Below are 15,627 nucleotides of genomic sequence, written 5' to 3' on the forward strand. Positions count from 1 at the left end.
GGGAAACCCTCCATTGTGGAGGAGGGGAGCGCTGACCAGGGGTTACAGCTCTCGTCCTTGGCCGTACAGCTCCACGCGGTCCAGCAGGTCCTGCTTGTCCACCGCGCCGCTTTTCTGGTAGACGTTGTGGATGTAGCCCTTGATGGTGTTGGGCGACAGCCCCAGCTCGGCGGCGATGTAGGTGCGCGTGCGGCCTTGGCCGAGCAGCACGAGCACGTCGGTTTCGCGCGCGGTCATGCCGTGGCTGGCGGCGAAGGAGCGCAGCAGGTCCGTCTGGAGCGCCAGCACGTCGGCGTGCTCCGGCTGGACGTCGGGCGCGGCAGACGAGGGGGCCGCGGCTTCCGCATCGCGCGCGCGGCGCTGCTCGAGGCGCGCGGTGACCACGGGGTTGAGCGCCAGCACGAACAGCGACACGAGCGATACGAGCGCGAGCCCCATCGCCGGCGATTCCTGCGCCAGCACGAACGCGCCCATCAGCACGCCCGCCAGGATGAGCAGCCCCGACGCACCCAACGCGATGCTCAGGTACACCCACATCGACACGCGGTCGCGCTCGCCCAGCAGGCACACGGCGATGCGCACGTTCATGCCCGCCAGGTAGAACGCCGTGAACACGAGCACCGTTGCGGCCATGTGCAGCGCGGGCGAGGTGATGAACGGCAGCGCCACCAGCGCGAGCGCCACGATGGGGAAAAGCACGTTGTACAGGTCGTTCACCGCGAGCGGCCGCCTGCGCAGCATCGCGTAGGCCAGCATGGCCGCGGCTGCCACGAGGATGCCCACCACCGCCTGCGCCTCGATGGGGATGGGGTCGCTGCCCGTCTTCGTGGCCACCTGGCTCACCGCGCCGAACACGAACGAGAACACCGCCAGGTACGACACCGCCTTCACGAAGTCGCCCGCGCCGCCTTGCGAGAAGCTGATGCGCCGGTCGGCCTCCTCGAGCGTCTGCGAGCGCACGAGCGGCGCCGCCGAGATCACGATGATGGTGAGCGCGAACAGTATCTCTGTGGCGCCGGTGGCGTAGAAGATGAGCGCGGCCACCATCCCGCCGCACAGAAACGCGAGCGGCACCGTGCGCGTGAGCGAGATCCGGCCATGCTCGTGCAGCGTGGTGATGCGCGCCATCCAGCCGAGCTCGGCTGTGGCCAGGCCGTATCCGATGGTGCCCGACGCGAGGAACGCGTACAGCCAGCCGCCCTCGATAAGGCCGAGCGTGCGGCCCAGCATGAGCGTGTTGCCCACGAACGCGGCGACGTAGGCGCTTGCCATGCGGCCGCGGTGGGTCGGCGTGCGGTGGAACAGATGGACGAGCGCCGTGAGCGCCATCGTGAGCGAGTACGCCAGGAAGAACAGCGCGCCGAACGCGTCGCCCGCGCCGTGCGAGAGGCTGATTTCCTGGAGGAACGTGCTCGAGATCATGAGCGGGAAGGTGAGGCCGCACACGATGCCGTACCCGACGGCGTTCGTCGCCTGGGCGCGCTGCCTCTCGAGGCTGTTCACGGCGCGGTCGTCCATTTCCGTACCCTCCTTGGTCATCCCCCGTATTCTACCCGCTTGTCCTGACCGGCGATAGGTCGTTTCGCATCCGTTTTCGGGGGTGTCAGTGCACCATGTCATCCATTGTCCCATAGGATGACAACCTGCGAGCGTATCGCTGACGGGACGGTTTCCGCTGCGCGCGGCAGGCGGCTCGTGGCCGTGCGGGGCGGCATACTGGGAGGTCGAATGCGACGGATGCGAAGGAGCGGCTATGGAAGGCGTGGACAGGACGGCGGGCGCGGCGGCGGACGAGGCGCGCGTGCGCGAGGCGGCGGAAACCCAACGCGTGCAGGCGGTCGCGACCCCCGAGGCCGCGGCGGCCGCACGGGCCGCCCAGCTGGCCGCCGACTCCGCCCGGCAGGGGAGCGTGCCCGCCGCCGAGCCCAAGCCCGAGCGCAAGCGCGGCGTGGCGGCCGTGTTCGCCGGCCTGCTGCTGGCCATGTTCGTGTCCACGCTGTCCGAGACCGTCACGGCCACGGCGCTGCCCACCATCGTGGGCGACCTCGGCGGCGTCGACCACATGCAGTGGGTGACCACGGCCTACATCCTGGCCTCAACCATCATGATGCCCATCTACGGCAAGCTGGGCGACCTGTTCGGCCGCAAGTACCTGTTCATCGTGGCGCTTTCGGTGTTCATCGTGGGATCGGCCACCTGCGGACTCGCGCCCAGCATGGACGGCCTCATCGCGGGCCGCGCCGTGGAGGGGCTCGGGGGCGGCGGCCTCATCATCCTGGCGCAGGCCACCATCGCCGACATCATCCCGCCTCGGCAGCGCGGCAAGTACATGGGCGTCATGGGTTCGGTGTTCGCGGTGTCCACCGTGGTGGGGCCGCTGCTGGGCGGCTGGTTCGTGCAGGTGACGGGGTGGCGCTGGCTGTTCGCGTTCAACATCCCGCTGGCGCTGCTGGCCATCGCAGCCGTGGCGTTCTTCCTCACGAAGCCCGAGCGCCGCGACGACCGGCCGCCGGTGGACGTGGGCGGCATGATGGCCATGGCCGTGTCGGTGTCGTCGCTCGTACTGGCCACGGCGTGGGGCGGCACGCTGTACCCATGGCTGTCGTGGCAGATCCTCGGGCTGTTCGCGCTGTTCCTGGCAGCGGCCGTGGTGTTCGTGCTCGTGGAGCGGCGCGCGAAGGAGCCCATCATCCCCATGCTGCTGTTTAAGAACCGCAACTTCGTGGTGTGCACCATCGCGGGCATGTTCATCATGCTGGGGATGATGGGCACGGTGTCGTACCTGCCCACGTACTTCCAGATCGTGGACGGCCTCGCACCCGAGCAGGCCGGCCTCATGACGTTCCCCATGATGGCGGGCGTGCTGCTCACGGCCGTGGGCACGGGCTTTCTGGCCACGAAGACCGGGCGCTACAAGTGGATGCCCATCGCGTCGTGCGCTGTGGCGGCCGTGGGGTTCGTGCTGCTGTCACGCTTGACGCCGGATACGTCGCTTTTGATGACGGGCGTGTTCCTGTTCGTGCTGGGCTTCGGCATCGGCCTCGGGCAGCAGATCCTCGTGCTCATCGTGCAGAACGAGTTCCCGCACGCCATCGTGGGCACGGCCACCGCCGCCAACAACTTCTTCCGGCAGATCGGATCCACGCTGGGCGCGTCGCTCGTGGGCGCGCTGTTCACGTCGCGCCTCGCGGCCGATTTGGCCGCGCAGCTGCCGAAAGCGGACAACATCAGCATGAACCGCATCACGCCCCAGTTCATCGACCACCTGTCCGGCCCCGCGCGCGACATCATCACGAGCGCGTACTCCGACGCCCTCGTGCCCATCTTCCTGTACGTGGTGCCCTTGCTGGTGGTGGGCTTCCTCCTCATGCTCACCCTCAAGGAGAACCCCCTGGCCAAGAGCGTGAACCACACCGGCCACCCCGCCGACGACGCCCTCTAATGTCCCAAATGGGGACAGTCCCCATTTGGGACATTTTGGCATAAAAGGGGACTGTCCCCATTTGTGCCATTTCTACCGCAGCTGCCAGAAGGCGACGGCGCTGGCGGCGGCGACGTTGAGGGAGTCCACGCCGGCGGCCATGGGGATGCGCACGGTGTAGTCGCAGCGCGCGATGGTGTCGCGGGCGAGGCCGTCGCCCTCGGTGCCGAACACGAGCGCGAGGCGCTCCTCGGCGTTGAGCGCGGGGTCGTCCAGCGGCACCGAATCGTCCGTCAGCGCGAAGGCCGCGGTCTTGAAGCCCAGCTCGTGCAGCAGCGGCACGCCGTCCTCGGCCCAGCCTCCCGTGCCGGTGGCCCCGGCGCCGGCCTCCTCGCCGATGCGCGTCCACGGCACCTGGAACACCGTGCCCATCGACACGCGCACGGCGCGCCGGTACAGCGGGTCGTAGCACGCGGGCGTCACGAGCACCGCGTCCACCCCGAGCGCGGCGGCCGAGCGGAAGATGGCGCCCACGTTCGTGTGATTCGTGATGTCCTCGAGCACCGCGATGCGCCGCGCGCCGCGCACGACGTCGGCCACGCTCGGCAGCGCCGGCCGCCGGAACGCGCCGAGCGCCCCGCGCGTCAGCTCGAAGCCGGTAAGCTTCGCCAGCTCATCGTGCGGGGCCACGAACACGGGCACGTGCGGGTACGCTGCATCCACGCGGTCGAGCACCGGCTGCATGGCGGGCAGCCACTTCGCCTCCATGAGCAGCGACAACGGCTCCATGCCGCCCTCTAGTGCGCGCTCGATCACCTTGCCGGACTCGGCGATAAACAGGGCGCGCTCCGGCTCCAGCTTGCTGCGCAGCTGCGCCTCCGTCAAGCGCGCGTACGCGTCGAGCCGCGGGTCGTCCAGCGTGGAAACTTCTACGAGGGGCATGGGGAACCTTCCTTCGGGGTCGTTCGCGAAAGGACTATACCAGAAGCGCGGCATGCGCAGTGATGCGAGTCCCGGTACCCTATAGAAGCCCCGGTGCCCCCGGTCCCCGGCGCTCCGTCGAGACTCCAACGCATTGCCAATGCAGTAATTCAGGCCTGATTTGCAATTTTTTCGAAGTAATGCTGGCTTGACCATGCGGACAATGCCGATTTTCGCTAGTTTTGCGCTGAAAACAGGGCCTCGAAGGCCGCCAAGAGCTCTTCAAGCCATCACAGCTTCGATTTTTTTGCAAAACGCCTCGCAAATCGTGTATCGCCCAAACGATGCGCCTTCGCTCATGCATTGGCGAAAGCCTGAGCTTGAAGAAGAGCCCCCTCACCCCTCCCGGCACGCGGCGCGCGCCTTGGCCACGACGTCGGGCACGTCGGCCAGGCCGCGCTCGCAGAACTCCTCGCAGGTCATGATGTGCGCGCCGATGCAGCGCATGTCCTCGATGTTCGCCGCCTGCACCTCGGGCGCGCGCGACGACGTGCAATCCTCCACCACGGCCACGTTGTAGTCGAGCGAGAGCGCGTCGTAGCAGGTGGTGCGGATGCAGTTGGGCGTGGTCGTGCCGATGAGCACCACCGTGTCCACGCCCAGGCGGCGCAGCACGAGGTCGAGCCCCGTGCCGAAGAACGCCGAGAACCGCGGCTTCACCACGACGCGGTCGCCGGGCTGCGGCGCGAGCGGCTCCACCTCGGCTAGCGTGCGCGGGTTGGCGCAGGCGCGCGACACGGGCTTGCCGCCCTCCACCCACACCGCGCGGCGGCACGCCTCCACGTCCGAGCCGTCCTCGGCGTACTCGCGCACCACGTGGAACACGGGAATCCCCAGTTCGCGAGCGCGGTCGAGCGCGCGCGAGCACGCGGGCACCGTGGCCGCGGCCCCCGCCACGCACAGCGCCGACGACGAGTCGACGAATCCATGCTGCATGTCGATGACGAGCAAAGCTGCGTTGCGGGGCTCGATCATAGGGCGCTCCCATCCAAACACGAATGATTCCAGAGATCACCATGATACCGCGTTTCGCGCCAAGGGGATTTCGGCTTCTCTTTGTCATTCGCTTTGAGAAAAAGTGACCCACAGTCGAATATTCTCAAAGCGAGTGAGAAAAAATGACGCAAGGAGGCGTTTCCTCGACGAGAACAAGAGCGGCGGTCCCTCCTCAGCGCGGGCGAGGGTGAGGGGTTCCTATCCCGGATTCGTCGCCGCTAAAACCGCAAGTGGCCAGGCTCGATCAGATCTTTTCTGCCCGCACGATTTCGAACAGGTTCTTGTGGTAGTCGATCAGGTTCTCCTTCTTCATGCGCGACAGTTCGGCGCACATGGCGCTGCGCTCCACCGACAGGTAGTCGGCCAGCTCCTGGCGGTCGAACGGGATGGCGAAGCGGGCCGCGCCTGCGGCTTCGGCCTGCTCGGACAGGTAGGACAGCAGCTTGGCGCGCGTCGAGCGCTTGGACGTGTGCTCGATCTTGCGCGTCAGCGCGTGCGTGCGCTTGGCGATGAGCCCCAGCAGGTTGCGGATGAGCCGCGCGTGGAAGGCGCACGACGAGGGGCACATCGTGGCGATGCGGCCCACGTCCAGTAGCAGCACGAGCGCGTCCTCCGCCGCCACGGCGTTGATGTCGAGCGGCAGCCCCGGCTCGCACGCATACACCTCGGCGAACGACTGGCCCGGTCCGAACGACGCCAGAATGGTGCGGTTGCCCCACCAGTCGTCCTTCTCCAGCCGCACGGCGCCCTCGAGCACCAGCCCCATGCACGTGGTGGCGTCGCCCATGCGGAACACGGCCGACCCGCGCGGGTACGTGCGGGTGCGCGCGCCCAGGCAGCGGAGCATCGCCTCGAGGTCGTCCGGCCGGATGCCGTCGAACAGCGGCGAGCGGCCGATGAGGGTAAGGTGGCGGTCCATCGGTCTCCTTCGTTGGAATTACAACGGAACATCTGGGGCCAGTATCGTAGGGTGAAGCGCGTCAGGCAAGAAGGAATCCGCGCGAGCGACCGGCTGGGCCCGCGAGCGGCGCGCGACGAAGGGAAGGACGACGGCATGGACACGACGATGTTCTGCTTCCAATGCGAGCAAACGGCCGGGTGCGCCGCGTGCACGGGCGCGGCGGGCGTATGCGGCAAGACGGCGGCCACCGCGCAGGTGCAAGACGAGCTGACCGGCGCGCTCGTGGGACTCGCGCTCACGGTGGAGGCGGCGAAAGCGGCCGGCGGCACGGACACGGCGGCACGCACCGGGGCCGACGACGTGGCGATGGAGGGCCTCTTCGCCACCCTCACCAACGTGGATTTCGACGACGCGTCGCTGCGCGCGCTCATCGACCGGGCGCACGCCGAGCGCGACCGCATCGCCGCCGCAGCCGGCATCTCGGCTGCTCCCGACTACGACCTGGCCCGCCTGTGGAATGCGCCGGAGGACGTGCGCTCGCTCAAGTCGCTCGTGCTGTTCGGCCTGCGCGGGCTCGCGGCCTACGCCTACCATGCGGCCGCGCTCGGCTACCGCGACGAGGCGGTGTCGGCCTTCCTGCACGAGGGCCTGGCCGCGCTGGCCGACGACGCCGCCGGCGCAGACGCGCTGCTGCCGCTCGCGCTGCGCGTGGGCGAGGCGAACCTGCGCTGCATGGAGCTGCTCGACCAGGCCAACACCGAGACGTTCGGCACGCCCGAGCCCACGCAAGTGGCGCGCACGGTGGAGCCGGGGCCGTTCGTCGTGGTGTCCGGCCACGACCTGCTCGACCTCAAGCTGGTGCTCGACCAGACGGCCGGGCGCGGCGTGAACGTGTACACGCACGGCGAGCTGCTGCCCGCGCACGCGTATCCCCTGTTCAAGCAGTACCCGCACCTCAAGGGCAACCTCGGCACCGCGTGGCAGAACCAGCGCGAGGAGTTCGCCGACCTGCCCGCGCCCATCCTGTTCACCACGAACTGCCTCATGCCGCCCGCGGCATCGTACGCCGATCGCGTGTTCACGACCGGCCCCGTGGCGTTTCCCGGCATGGCGCGCATCGGCGCGGACAAGGACTTCGGCCCCGTCATCGAGCGTGCGCTCGAGCTGGGCGGGTTCGCTGAGCCGCAGGCCATCGCGGCGGAAGCGGGCGCGGAGCTCACCACGGGCTTCGGCCACGGCACCATCCTCGGCGTGGCCGATGCGGTGGTGGACGCGGTGAAGCAGGGCGCGATCAGCCATTTCTACCTGGTGGGCGGTTGCGACGGCGCGCGCCCGGGCCGCAGCCGCTTCCGCGAGTTCGTCCAGCAGACGCCGGCCGACAGCGTGGTGCTCACGCTGGCCTGCGGCAAGTTCCGCTTCAACGACCTGGACCTGGGCACCGTGGCCGGCCTGCCGCGCCTCATGGACATGGGGCAGTGCAACGACGCGTACGGTGCCATCCGCGTGGCACTGGCGCTGGCCGAGGCGTTCGAGTGCGGCGTGAACGACCTGCCGCTCACGCTCGTGCTGTCGTGGTACGAGCAGAAGGCTGTTAGCATCCTGCTTTCGCTGCTTCACCTGGGCATCAAGGGCATCTACCTGGGCCCGACGCTGCCCGCCTTCGTCTCGCCCGCCGTGCTGGACGTCCTCGTGCGCGAGTTCGACGTCCGCCCCCTCTCCGCCCTCGCGTAAGACGAAATGTCCCAAATGGGGACTGTCCCCATTTGGGACATTTTAGATGTCGACGCCGAGGAACTGCTTCACCAGGATGCCGATGACGAACGAGAGGGCGGCCACGCCCAGGCTGATGCCGGCCATCTGGCCGAAGCGCTTCTTGAACGGCAGGTCCTGCGCCACCGAGATGTAGTAGTTGAACACCACCAGGATGAGCAGCACGATGATTATCATGGTGCCCATGGCCCACAGGTAGTGCTCGGCGTCGAACAGCAGGTACGGCAGGATGAGCAGCGCCACCGTTATGAGGTAGGCCACGCCGGTGTAACTGGCCGACTTCAGCGCGTCGGGCCGTCCCTCGCTCTTGGCCGACAGGTACTCGCTCGACGCCATGGAAAGCGTGGCCGCGATGCCGGTGATCAGGCCCGACAGCGCAATGAGCCGCGTGTTCTGCATGGCGAGCGTGAGGCCCGCCAGCGTGCCCGTCATCTCCACCATGGCGTCGTTCATGCCCAGCACCATGCTGCCCACGTACGACAGGCGCTCCTCGTCGAGCATGTCCAGAAGCGCCGCCTCGTGCGCCTCCTCGTCGGCGCGGATGTCCAGCGCCTCGGGGGCCTCGCGTGCTAGCTCGTCGTAGGATATCTGAGCTTTGGCCTCGCCCTTCTCCATGAGCTTGACGGCGAAGGTGAAGCCGAACACCCGCGCCAGCAGCGCGTAGCGGGCCACCTTGCCGCGTTGGGGACGCATCTCCTCGCCGGTGTAGCGCTGCCAGATGGCGGCGTGCTTGGCCTCCTCGTCGGCGATGCGCAGCAGCGTGTCGCGGTTGCCCTCGTCCTTCGTGCACGCGGCGATGCGCCGGTACACCGCGGACTCGGTGACCTCGTTCTGTTGGAATGCGCGGATCTGCGCGAGCGCGGCGGATGACAGGCGGTTGTTCTCGTTCATGATCCTCCTCGAATCGGAAATGTCACAAAAGGGGACTGTCCCTTTTTATGACATTTTGCGGGCGGCCAGCATAAGCCAGACGAAGGCGGCGGCCATCAGGACGAGGCCGGCGGCGTCGAAGGCGACGAAGCGCTCGATGCTGGCGGCCAGCAGCACGTGGCCGGCGGGCAGCGAGAGGCGGATCCACGTCTCGCCCACCAGCCCCACCAGCTGCTGCGCCAGCACCACCACGGCCAGCGCGCGGAAGCGCAGCGGGCTCGCGATGACGGCGGGGTAGGTGGCGTTCCACATGAGGAAGGCCACGCCGATGCCGCGCACCGCGGCCGCGCCCGGCACGCCGGCCAGCTCGAAGCCGCCCGCGTACGCCTCGGGCCACAGCACGAACTGCACCGCGCACTGCACGTTCGCCACGAACACCGCCAAGAACGCGAGGCGCGCCACCCACACGGCGCGGCGCACGCGCGGCGGGCGGGAGGCGGGGGCGGTCATGTCAGAGGCGGCATCCATGCAGGTTTCCTTTCGCGTCGCCATGCAGCATACCACGCCGCCCGCACAGGGGTATACTGCTGTTGACCAGCCGAGGAAAGGAAATCCCGCCATGCCCTCCATCGATCCCGCCGACCACCCCGCATTCGACCAGTTCGTCACCACCATCGCTGCCCTGCGTGCGCCCGACGGCTGCCCGTGGGACCGCGAGCAGACGCACGCCAGTATCGCGAACAACATGATCGAGGAGGCCTACGAGGCCGTCGACGCCATCGAGGCGCGCGACGTGCCGCATATGCGCGAGGAGCTGGGCGACGTGCTCTTGCAGGTGGTGCTGCAAAGCCAGATTGCCGCCGACGCGGGCGAGTTCGACATCGACGAGGTGTGCGCCGAGGTGAACGCGAAGATGATCCGTCGCCACCCGCACGTGTTCGGCGAGGCCAGCGCGCAGAACGCCTCCGAGGTGCTCGACCTGTGGGATCAGGTGAAGCTCGCCGAGAAGGACGCCGCCGACGCCACGGCCGCCGCCGAGGAGCCCCGCGCAAGCCTGCTCGATGGCGTGCCCACAAGCTTCCCCGCGCTCATGCAGGCGCAGAAGGTGTCGCGCAAGGCCGCGGCGGCCGGCTTCGAGTGGGACACGGTGGACGACGTGTGGGCGAAGGTGGCCGAGGAAGAGGCCGAGCTTCGGGAGGCCTATGCCGCCACGCCGAAGGCCGCGAACGGCAAGGTGGACGCCGGCGCGGACCCCGCGAGCGCGGCCGCCGTGGAGCTTGAGCTGGGCGACGTGCTGTTCTCGCTGGTCAACGTCGCGCGCCGCATGGGCGTGGACGCGGAAAGCGCCCTGCGCGCCACGTGCGCCAAGTTCCGCGGCCGCTGGGCCGCCATGGAGCAGGCGGCCGCCGAGCAGGGCCGACGCATCGAGGAGCTCTCCCTCGACGAGCAGGAAAAGCTCTGGCAGGTCGCGAAGCGCCGCTGACGCCGCCCGGGCCCGTGCCGCTGACGCCGCCCGGCCTGCGCCGTCTGCCGCCGCCTCGTGCGCCGCGGGCTTGAATTCACCTTCAAGCTTGCCCTGCGGCCCGCGGTCTGGGTAGAATGTAAGCCGCACGATCAATGAAGGGGCAGATGACGGCGTCCGCGACCCGTCGGAGGGAGGGTGGTCCCAGCGGCCGTAAGGCGACATCGTGAGATGCAGGGCCCCGCGGGCCCCGAAAAACGCCGCCGGGGGGGGGCGCTCGAATTTGAGTGCGCCCGAACGCGACGCCCTGACCGGCCTTGCCAATCGGCAGGGATTCAACCGCGCCGTCCGGCGGCTGATCGACGAGAACCCGCAGGAGCGCTTCGTCATCCTGTACGGGGACATCGACCGCTTCAAGGTGTTCAACGACCGCTTCGGCGCGGAGGCGGGCGACCGGCTGCTGGCGGCCGTGGCCTCGCAGATCGCGTCGCTCCTGCCCGAGCACGCCGTGGCGGCCCGGTTGCGCGCCGACCACTTCGCCGCCTGTCTGCCCAGCTCGCAGTGCGATCCCGAGCGGACGCTGCGCCAGCTCGACGCCTGGTTCGGCACGTACCCGGCGGACTTCGCGTTCTTCATCCGGCTCGGCGTGTACGAGGTGGACGACCCTGGGTTGGACGTGAGTCTCATGACTGACCGCGCCCTGCTCGCCCTGCGCGCCGCCAAGACGGGGGCCAAAGACAGCAAATGCGCGCGCTTCGACGAATCGCTGCGCGACTCGGTGGTCAAAGAGCAGGAGATGGCCGGCGAGATGGCCGACGCGCTGGCGTCGGGCCAGTTCGAGCTGCATTTCCAGCCCCAGTACCGCTACACCACGGGCGAGCTGGTGGGCGCAGAGGCGCTCGCGCGCTGGAACCATCCGCAGAAAGGCCTCATCGGGCCGGCCGAGTTCATCCCCGTGTTCGAGCGCACCGGGCTCATCTCCGAGTTCGACTACCACATGTGGGCCGAGGCCTGCCGCTGCCTGCGCGCGTGGCTCGACGAGGCGGGCCCGGACGGCGCGGCGCGCGTGCCCCGCCTGTCGGTGAACCTGTCGCGCGCCGACATCTACCGCGACGACCTGTGCGACTACCTGGAGGGCCTCGTGCGCGAGCACGACCTGCCGATCGACCTGCTGCACCTCGAGATCACCGAGAGCGCCTACGTCGAAGCGCCCGAGCAGCTGGCCGAGGCGGTGCGCCGGCTCCAGGGCGCCGGGTTCACCGTGGAGATGGACGACTTCGGCAGCGGCTACTCGTCGCTCAACGTGCTCAAGGACGTGCCGGTGGACGTGCTGAAGCTCGACCTGCGGTTCCTCGATGCGCGCAACGACACGCGCGGCGGCATCATCCTCGCGTCGGTGGTGCGCATGGCGCGCTGGCTCGAGCTGCCGGTCATCGCCGAGGGCGTGGAATCCGAGTCGCAGGCGGCCTACCTGGCCAGCATCGGCTGCGACGTCATGCAGGGCTACTGGTTCTCCAAGCCGGTGGACCGCGCGTCGTTCGAGGAGGTCATGCGCGCCTCGCGGCTCGGCGGCGTCGAGGACGGCCGCCGCTGGCATGCCGTGCGGCGCGAAGGCGGCGAAGAGGCCGCGCAGCTGTGGGACGCCGATTCGGTGATCGCGCTCGTGTTCAACAGCTACGTGGGCCCGGCCGCCCTCGCGGAGTTCGACGGCTCGTCGTTCGAGGTCGTGCGTGCGAACGACGATTTCCACCGCCTGCTGGCCCTACCGCTCGACCGCTTCGCCCACACGCAGGAGGAGGTGTTCGGCGCGCTGGCCGAAGACGACGCCGAGAGCCTGCAGGAGGCGCTCGGCCGCGCGGCCGTGGATGCCGTCGGCGAATGCGAGCTGTGCGTGCGCGGCCGGGGCGACGACTTCTGGGTGCACGTGTCGGCGCGCCTGCTCACCCAGCAGGGCTCGGTGTCCTCGCTGCTGCTCCTCCTCGACGAGACCACCGAGACGAAGGCCCTGCGCGACCGCCTGCGCGCGGCGATGGACGGCGTGCCGGGCGGCCTGTGCTTCTATCGCCTGGAGGGCGAGCGCATCGCGATGCTCGACTTCAACGACGCGGCGGCCGAGCTCGCGGGGTACGGCCGCGAGGAGTTCCAGAAGGCGTGCGGCGAGGATCCGCTGGCCCCCGTCGCGGCCGGGGACCGCTGGATCGTGGAGGCGGTCGTGGGGGAGCTGCGCGACGGGGCGAAGCGCGCCGAGGGTACCCTGCGCATCGCATGCCAGGGCGGCGTCGAGCGGTGGTGCTCGATGTCCGCGTCGGTGATGCACCGCAGCGGGGGCGTGCTGTACGTGGTGGCCGTGTTCCTGGACGTGACGAAGGATAAGGAACGCGACCTGCAGTTCAAGGCGCGCGCCGAGCAGCAGCACCAGCTCTTCGACACCCTGCCGTGCTGCATCGTGCGCTACACGGTGGACGACGAGCCGCGCATGGTATCGGCGAACCAGGAGGCGTGCCACGTCATGGCGTGCAGCTTCGAGGAGGTCCTCTCCCTGACGAAGGACGACGTGTTCGCCCCCCTCTCGCCCGAGGGGCACGAGCAGCTGCACGGCATCCTGCGCCGCCTGCGCGCGGGGTCCGGCCCGCTGCCGTTCTCCTGCCAGCTGAGGCGCGCGGACGGCGAGCTGCGCTGGGTGGAGGGCGTCTCGGCGCTCACGGTGACGATGGACGGCCAGACCATCGTGCAAAGCGCGTTCAACGACGTGACGGAGACGCGCCGCCAGCGCAGCGAGACCGAGCTGAAGCGGTTCACGGCCGTTCTGTGCGGGGTGTTCGACGAGGTGTTCGAGGTGAACGTGGAGCAGGGGACCTACCTGCTCAAGCACTCCATGCACCAGTCGCCCGAGGACGCCCGGCCCGTGCCCATCGAGGAGGCGCTGGCCCTGTGGTTCGAGCACATCCCCTCGCAGAAGGATCGCGACCGCGTGGGCGGCATCGTGCGCGGCTTCCGGGAGAAGCTGCCCGACGAGCCTATCACCTGCACCTACCGCTTCGTCGTGGAGGGGCGCGAGCTGTGGTACGAGAGCACGTTTCTGCGCGCGTCGGACACGAGCGTGCTGTGCTGCAACAACGACGTGACCGCGCGGACGCTCGCCGAGGACGCGCGGCTCGAGCGGCGCGTGGGCGACATCGTGGCCAACCTGCCCGCGGGCATCGGCGTGTACGATCTGGACGAGGAGGGCGCGCATCCGCGCTACGTGAGCGATGCGGTGTGCGATCTGGTGGGCAAGTCGCGCGCGGAGTACGATGTGCTCATCGCCGCGAACGCCACGGTGCACGACTCGCAGGCGGTGCAGCGCTTCCTCGCGCAGCGCGCCTCCGACGAGGGTGCTCAGGACTTCGTCTTGGAGCGCACGATGCTGAGGGACGGCCAGCAGGCGGTCGTGCGCGTGCAGAGCCGCGTCGCGCCGCTCGAGCGGGGCGGGCTGCGCGTGTACGCCGTCATCACCGACGTCACCGAGGAGGTGCGCGAACGCCGCCGCCAGTCGTGGCAGACCGAGCGCTACCGCCTGCTCAGCGAGCTGACGCACGCCATCAGCTTCGACTACGACTCCGAGTCCGACACGGTGCTCCTGTACATCGACCGCACGGGAAAGGGAATGGAAGCCCAGGTCATCCCCCATTATGTGGAGACGCTCTCCGACGCGCGGGCCAGCACCGTGCACCCCGAGAGCATGGAGACGGTGCGCGCGATGTTCGAGCGCGTGCGCGAGGGCACCACCAACGAGATCATCGAGTACCGCGCCGACTACTACGGCACCGGCTACCAGTGGTACCGCACCAACCTGTTCGTGGCGCACGACGAGGGCGGCGCGTGGCACCTCGTCGGCCTCATCGAGAACATCCAGACCGAGCGCGAGCTGCGCCTCAAGGCCGAGGTCGACGGCGTGACGGGCCTGTCGAACTACGCGGCGGCGCACGATTTGGTGAGCAACGCCCTGGCCGATCCCCATGTGCGCTCGCACAGCGTGTGCGCCGTGGTGGACCTCGACGACTTCAAGGCCGTGAACGACACGTTCGGCCACCTCAAGGGCGACGAGCTTTTGGCCGCGGTGGGCCGGGTGCTGCGCTCGAGCTGCCGCGAGTCGGACGTGGTGGGGCGCGTGGGCGGCGACGAGTTCGTGGTGCTGCTGAAGAACATCGGCCTGGAGGTGGCGGTGCGCAAGCTCGCCGCCATGAAGCGCTCGGTGGCCGCGCTGTTCGACGGCGACGCGGCGGACGCGGGCCTGCATCCCACCATCAGCATCGGCGCCGCGCCCACCCGCGCCTCCGATGAGGGCTACGAGGACGTGTTCTCCCGCGCCGACCAGGCGCTCTACGAGGCCAAGCACGCCGGCAAGAACCGCCTGCGCGTCGCGAGGTGATGAGACAAAGGCGCCCCGTCCCTTTGTCGCGCCTTTGTCTCATCACCTCGCTTCGGCTATCATAGCCATTCGCACGAAAAACGAAGAGCATCGCTTACCCAGGGGAGGTGGCATACGCTGTGGCCGAGGATGACGCGCCGCTGTCGGAGTTCAGCGTGACCGACGATCTGCGCCAGCCCATCGAGGACTTGCAGCGCCTGCGCAGCGCCGAGTCGCGCACCCGCGAGATCGTCCAGAAGTACCAGGCCGCCATGCGCGAGATGGAGGTGCGTTTCGAGATCCTCGACCAGGACCTCAACCTCAAGAAGCACCGCAACCCCATCCACCACGTGGAGTCGCGCATCAAGAAGCCGGCGAGCATCTTCGAGAAGCTGGGTCGCTACGGCAAGGAGCCCACGCTCGAGAACATGGAACGCTACATCATGGATATCGCGGGCGTGCGCGTGATCTGCTCGTACATCCACGACGTGTACAACCTGCTGGAGCTTTTGCAGAGGCAGGACGACCTCGAGATAGTCACGGTGAAGGACTACATCGCCAACCCCAAGCCCAACGGCTACCGCAGCCTGCACGTCATCGTGCGCATCCCCGTGTACTTCCTGGACAAGAAGGAGCTCATCCCCGTGGAGGTGCAGCTGCGCACCATCGCGATGGACTTCTGGGCCAGCCTCGAGCACGATCTCAAGTACAAGGCGGTGCGCGCGGTGGAGGGCATCGACTCCTACAGCGAGCTCAAGGACTGCAGCCGTATCATCGAGGATGTGGAGGCCCGCATGCAGATCCTCGCCCGCGCCCTCGAGATGGAGGAGTGAGCC

11 protein-coding genes are annotated in these 15,627 nt (G+C 68.7%); 5 read left to right on the plus strand and 6 right to left on the minus strand.

Annotation, left to right across the window (positions count from 1 at the left end):
• Positions 1-42: 42 nt before the first annotated feature.
• A complete protein-coding gene (locus FX134_RS10490; RefSeq protein ID WP_087881564.1) occupies positions 43-1,518 on the minus strand; it encodes a helix-turn-helix transcriptional regulator in 1,476 nt (491 codons plus the stop codon).
• A 235-nt stretch (positions 1,519-1,753) separates the two neighbouring features.
• Here FX134_RS10490 and FX134_RS10495 point away from each other — a divergent pair, with 235 nt between their 5' ends.
• Positions 1,754-3,442, plus strand: coding sequence for an MDR family MFS transporter (locus tag FX134_RS10495; protein WP_080801456.1), 1,689 nt, complete (start codon positions 1,754-1,756; stop codon positions 3,440-3,442).
• A 72-nt stretch (positions 3,443-3,514) separates the two neighbouring features.
• Here FX134_RS10495 and FX134_RS10500 read toward each other — a convergent pair whose 3' ends face one another.
• From FX134_RS10500 to FX134_RS10510, 3 genes are all read right to left on the minus strand, one after another.
• On the minus strand, positions 3,515-4,363 hold the full coding sequence (locus FX134_RS10500) for a TrmH family RNA methyltransferase (protein ID WP_080801459.1): 849 nt from the start codon (positions 4,361-4,363) through the stop codon (positions 3,515-3,517).
• Positions 4,364-4,738: 375 nt separating this feature from the next.
• Complete coding sequence (locus tag FX134_RS10505; protein WP_080801463.1) at positions 4,739-5,377, minus strand: cysteine hydrolase family protein; 639 nt, start codon at positions 5,375-5,377, stop codon at positions 4,739-4,741.
• 265 nt (positions 5,378-5,642) lie between these two features.
• The gene (locus FX134_RS10510; RefSeq protein WP_080801466.1) at positions 5,643-6,317 is read right to left on the minus strand and encodes a Crp/Fnr family transcriptional regulator; all 675 of its coding nucleotides are present in this window, start codon (positions 6,315-6,317) and stop codon (positions 5,643-5,645) included.
• Between the two features lie 135 nt (positions 6,318-6,452).
• Here FX134_RS10510 and hcp point away from each other — a divergent pair, with 135 nt between their 5' ends.
• The gene (gene hcp / locus FX134_RS10515; protein WP_080801469.1) at positions 6,453-8,030 is read left to right on the plus strand and encodes a hydroxylamine reductase; all 1,578 of its coding nucleotides are present in this window, start codon (positions 6,453-6,455) and stop codon (positions 8,028-8,030) included.
• 42 nt (positions 8,031-8,072) lie between these two features.
• On the opposite strand, the gene FX134_RS10520 is transcribed toward hcp, so the two are convergent.
• Entirely contained in the window at positions 8,073-8,960 is an 888-nt protein-coding gene (locus FX134_RS10520; protein WP_080801471.1) for a VIT1/CCC1 transporter family protein, read from the minus strand.
• 45 nt (positions 8,961-9,005) lie between these two features.
• Positions 9,006-9,467 (minus strand): hypothetical protein, encoded by a 462-nt coding sequence (locus FX134_RS10525; protein ID WP_232050916.1) that lies wholly within the window; start codon positions 9,465-9,467, stop codon positions 9,006-9,008.
• A gap of 91 nt (positions 9,468-9,558) precedes the next feature.
• Here FX134_RS10525 and mazG point away from each other — a divergent pair, with 91 nt between their 5' ends.
• From mazG to FX134_RS10540, 3 genes are all read left to right on the plus strand, one after another.
• Entirely contained in the window at positions 9,559-10,422 is an 864-nt protein-coding gene (gene mazG / locus FX134_RS10530) for a nucleoside triphosphate pyrophosphohydrolase (RefSeq protein WP_080801474.1), read from the plus strand.
• 262 nt (positions 10,423-10,684) lie between these two features.
• On the plus strand, positions 10,685-14,812 hold the full coding sequence (locus FX134_RS10535) for an EAL domain-containing protein (RefSeq protein WP_143412180.1): 4,128 nt from the start codon (positions 10,685-10,687) through the stop codon (positions 14,810-14,812).
• A 119-nt stretch (positions 14,813-14,931) separates the two neighbouring features.
• Positions 14,932-15,624 (plus strand): GTP pyrophosphokinase, encoded by a 693-nt coding sequence (locus tag FX134_RS10540; RefSeq protein ID WP_232050917.1) that lies wholly within the window; start codon positions 14,932-14,934, stop codon positions 15,622-15,624.
• Positions 15,625-15,627: the final 3 nt, after the last annotated feature.

The sequence above is a fragment of the Arabiibacter massiliensis genome (genome assembly GCF_902386925.1).
GTDB classification, from domain to species: domain Bacteria; phylum Actinomycetota; class Coriobacteriia; order Coriobacteriales; family Eggerthellaceae; genus Arabiibacter; species Arabiibacter massiliensis.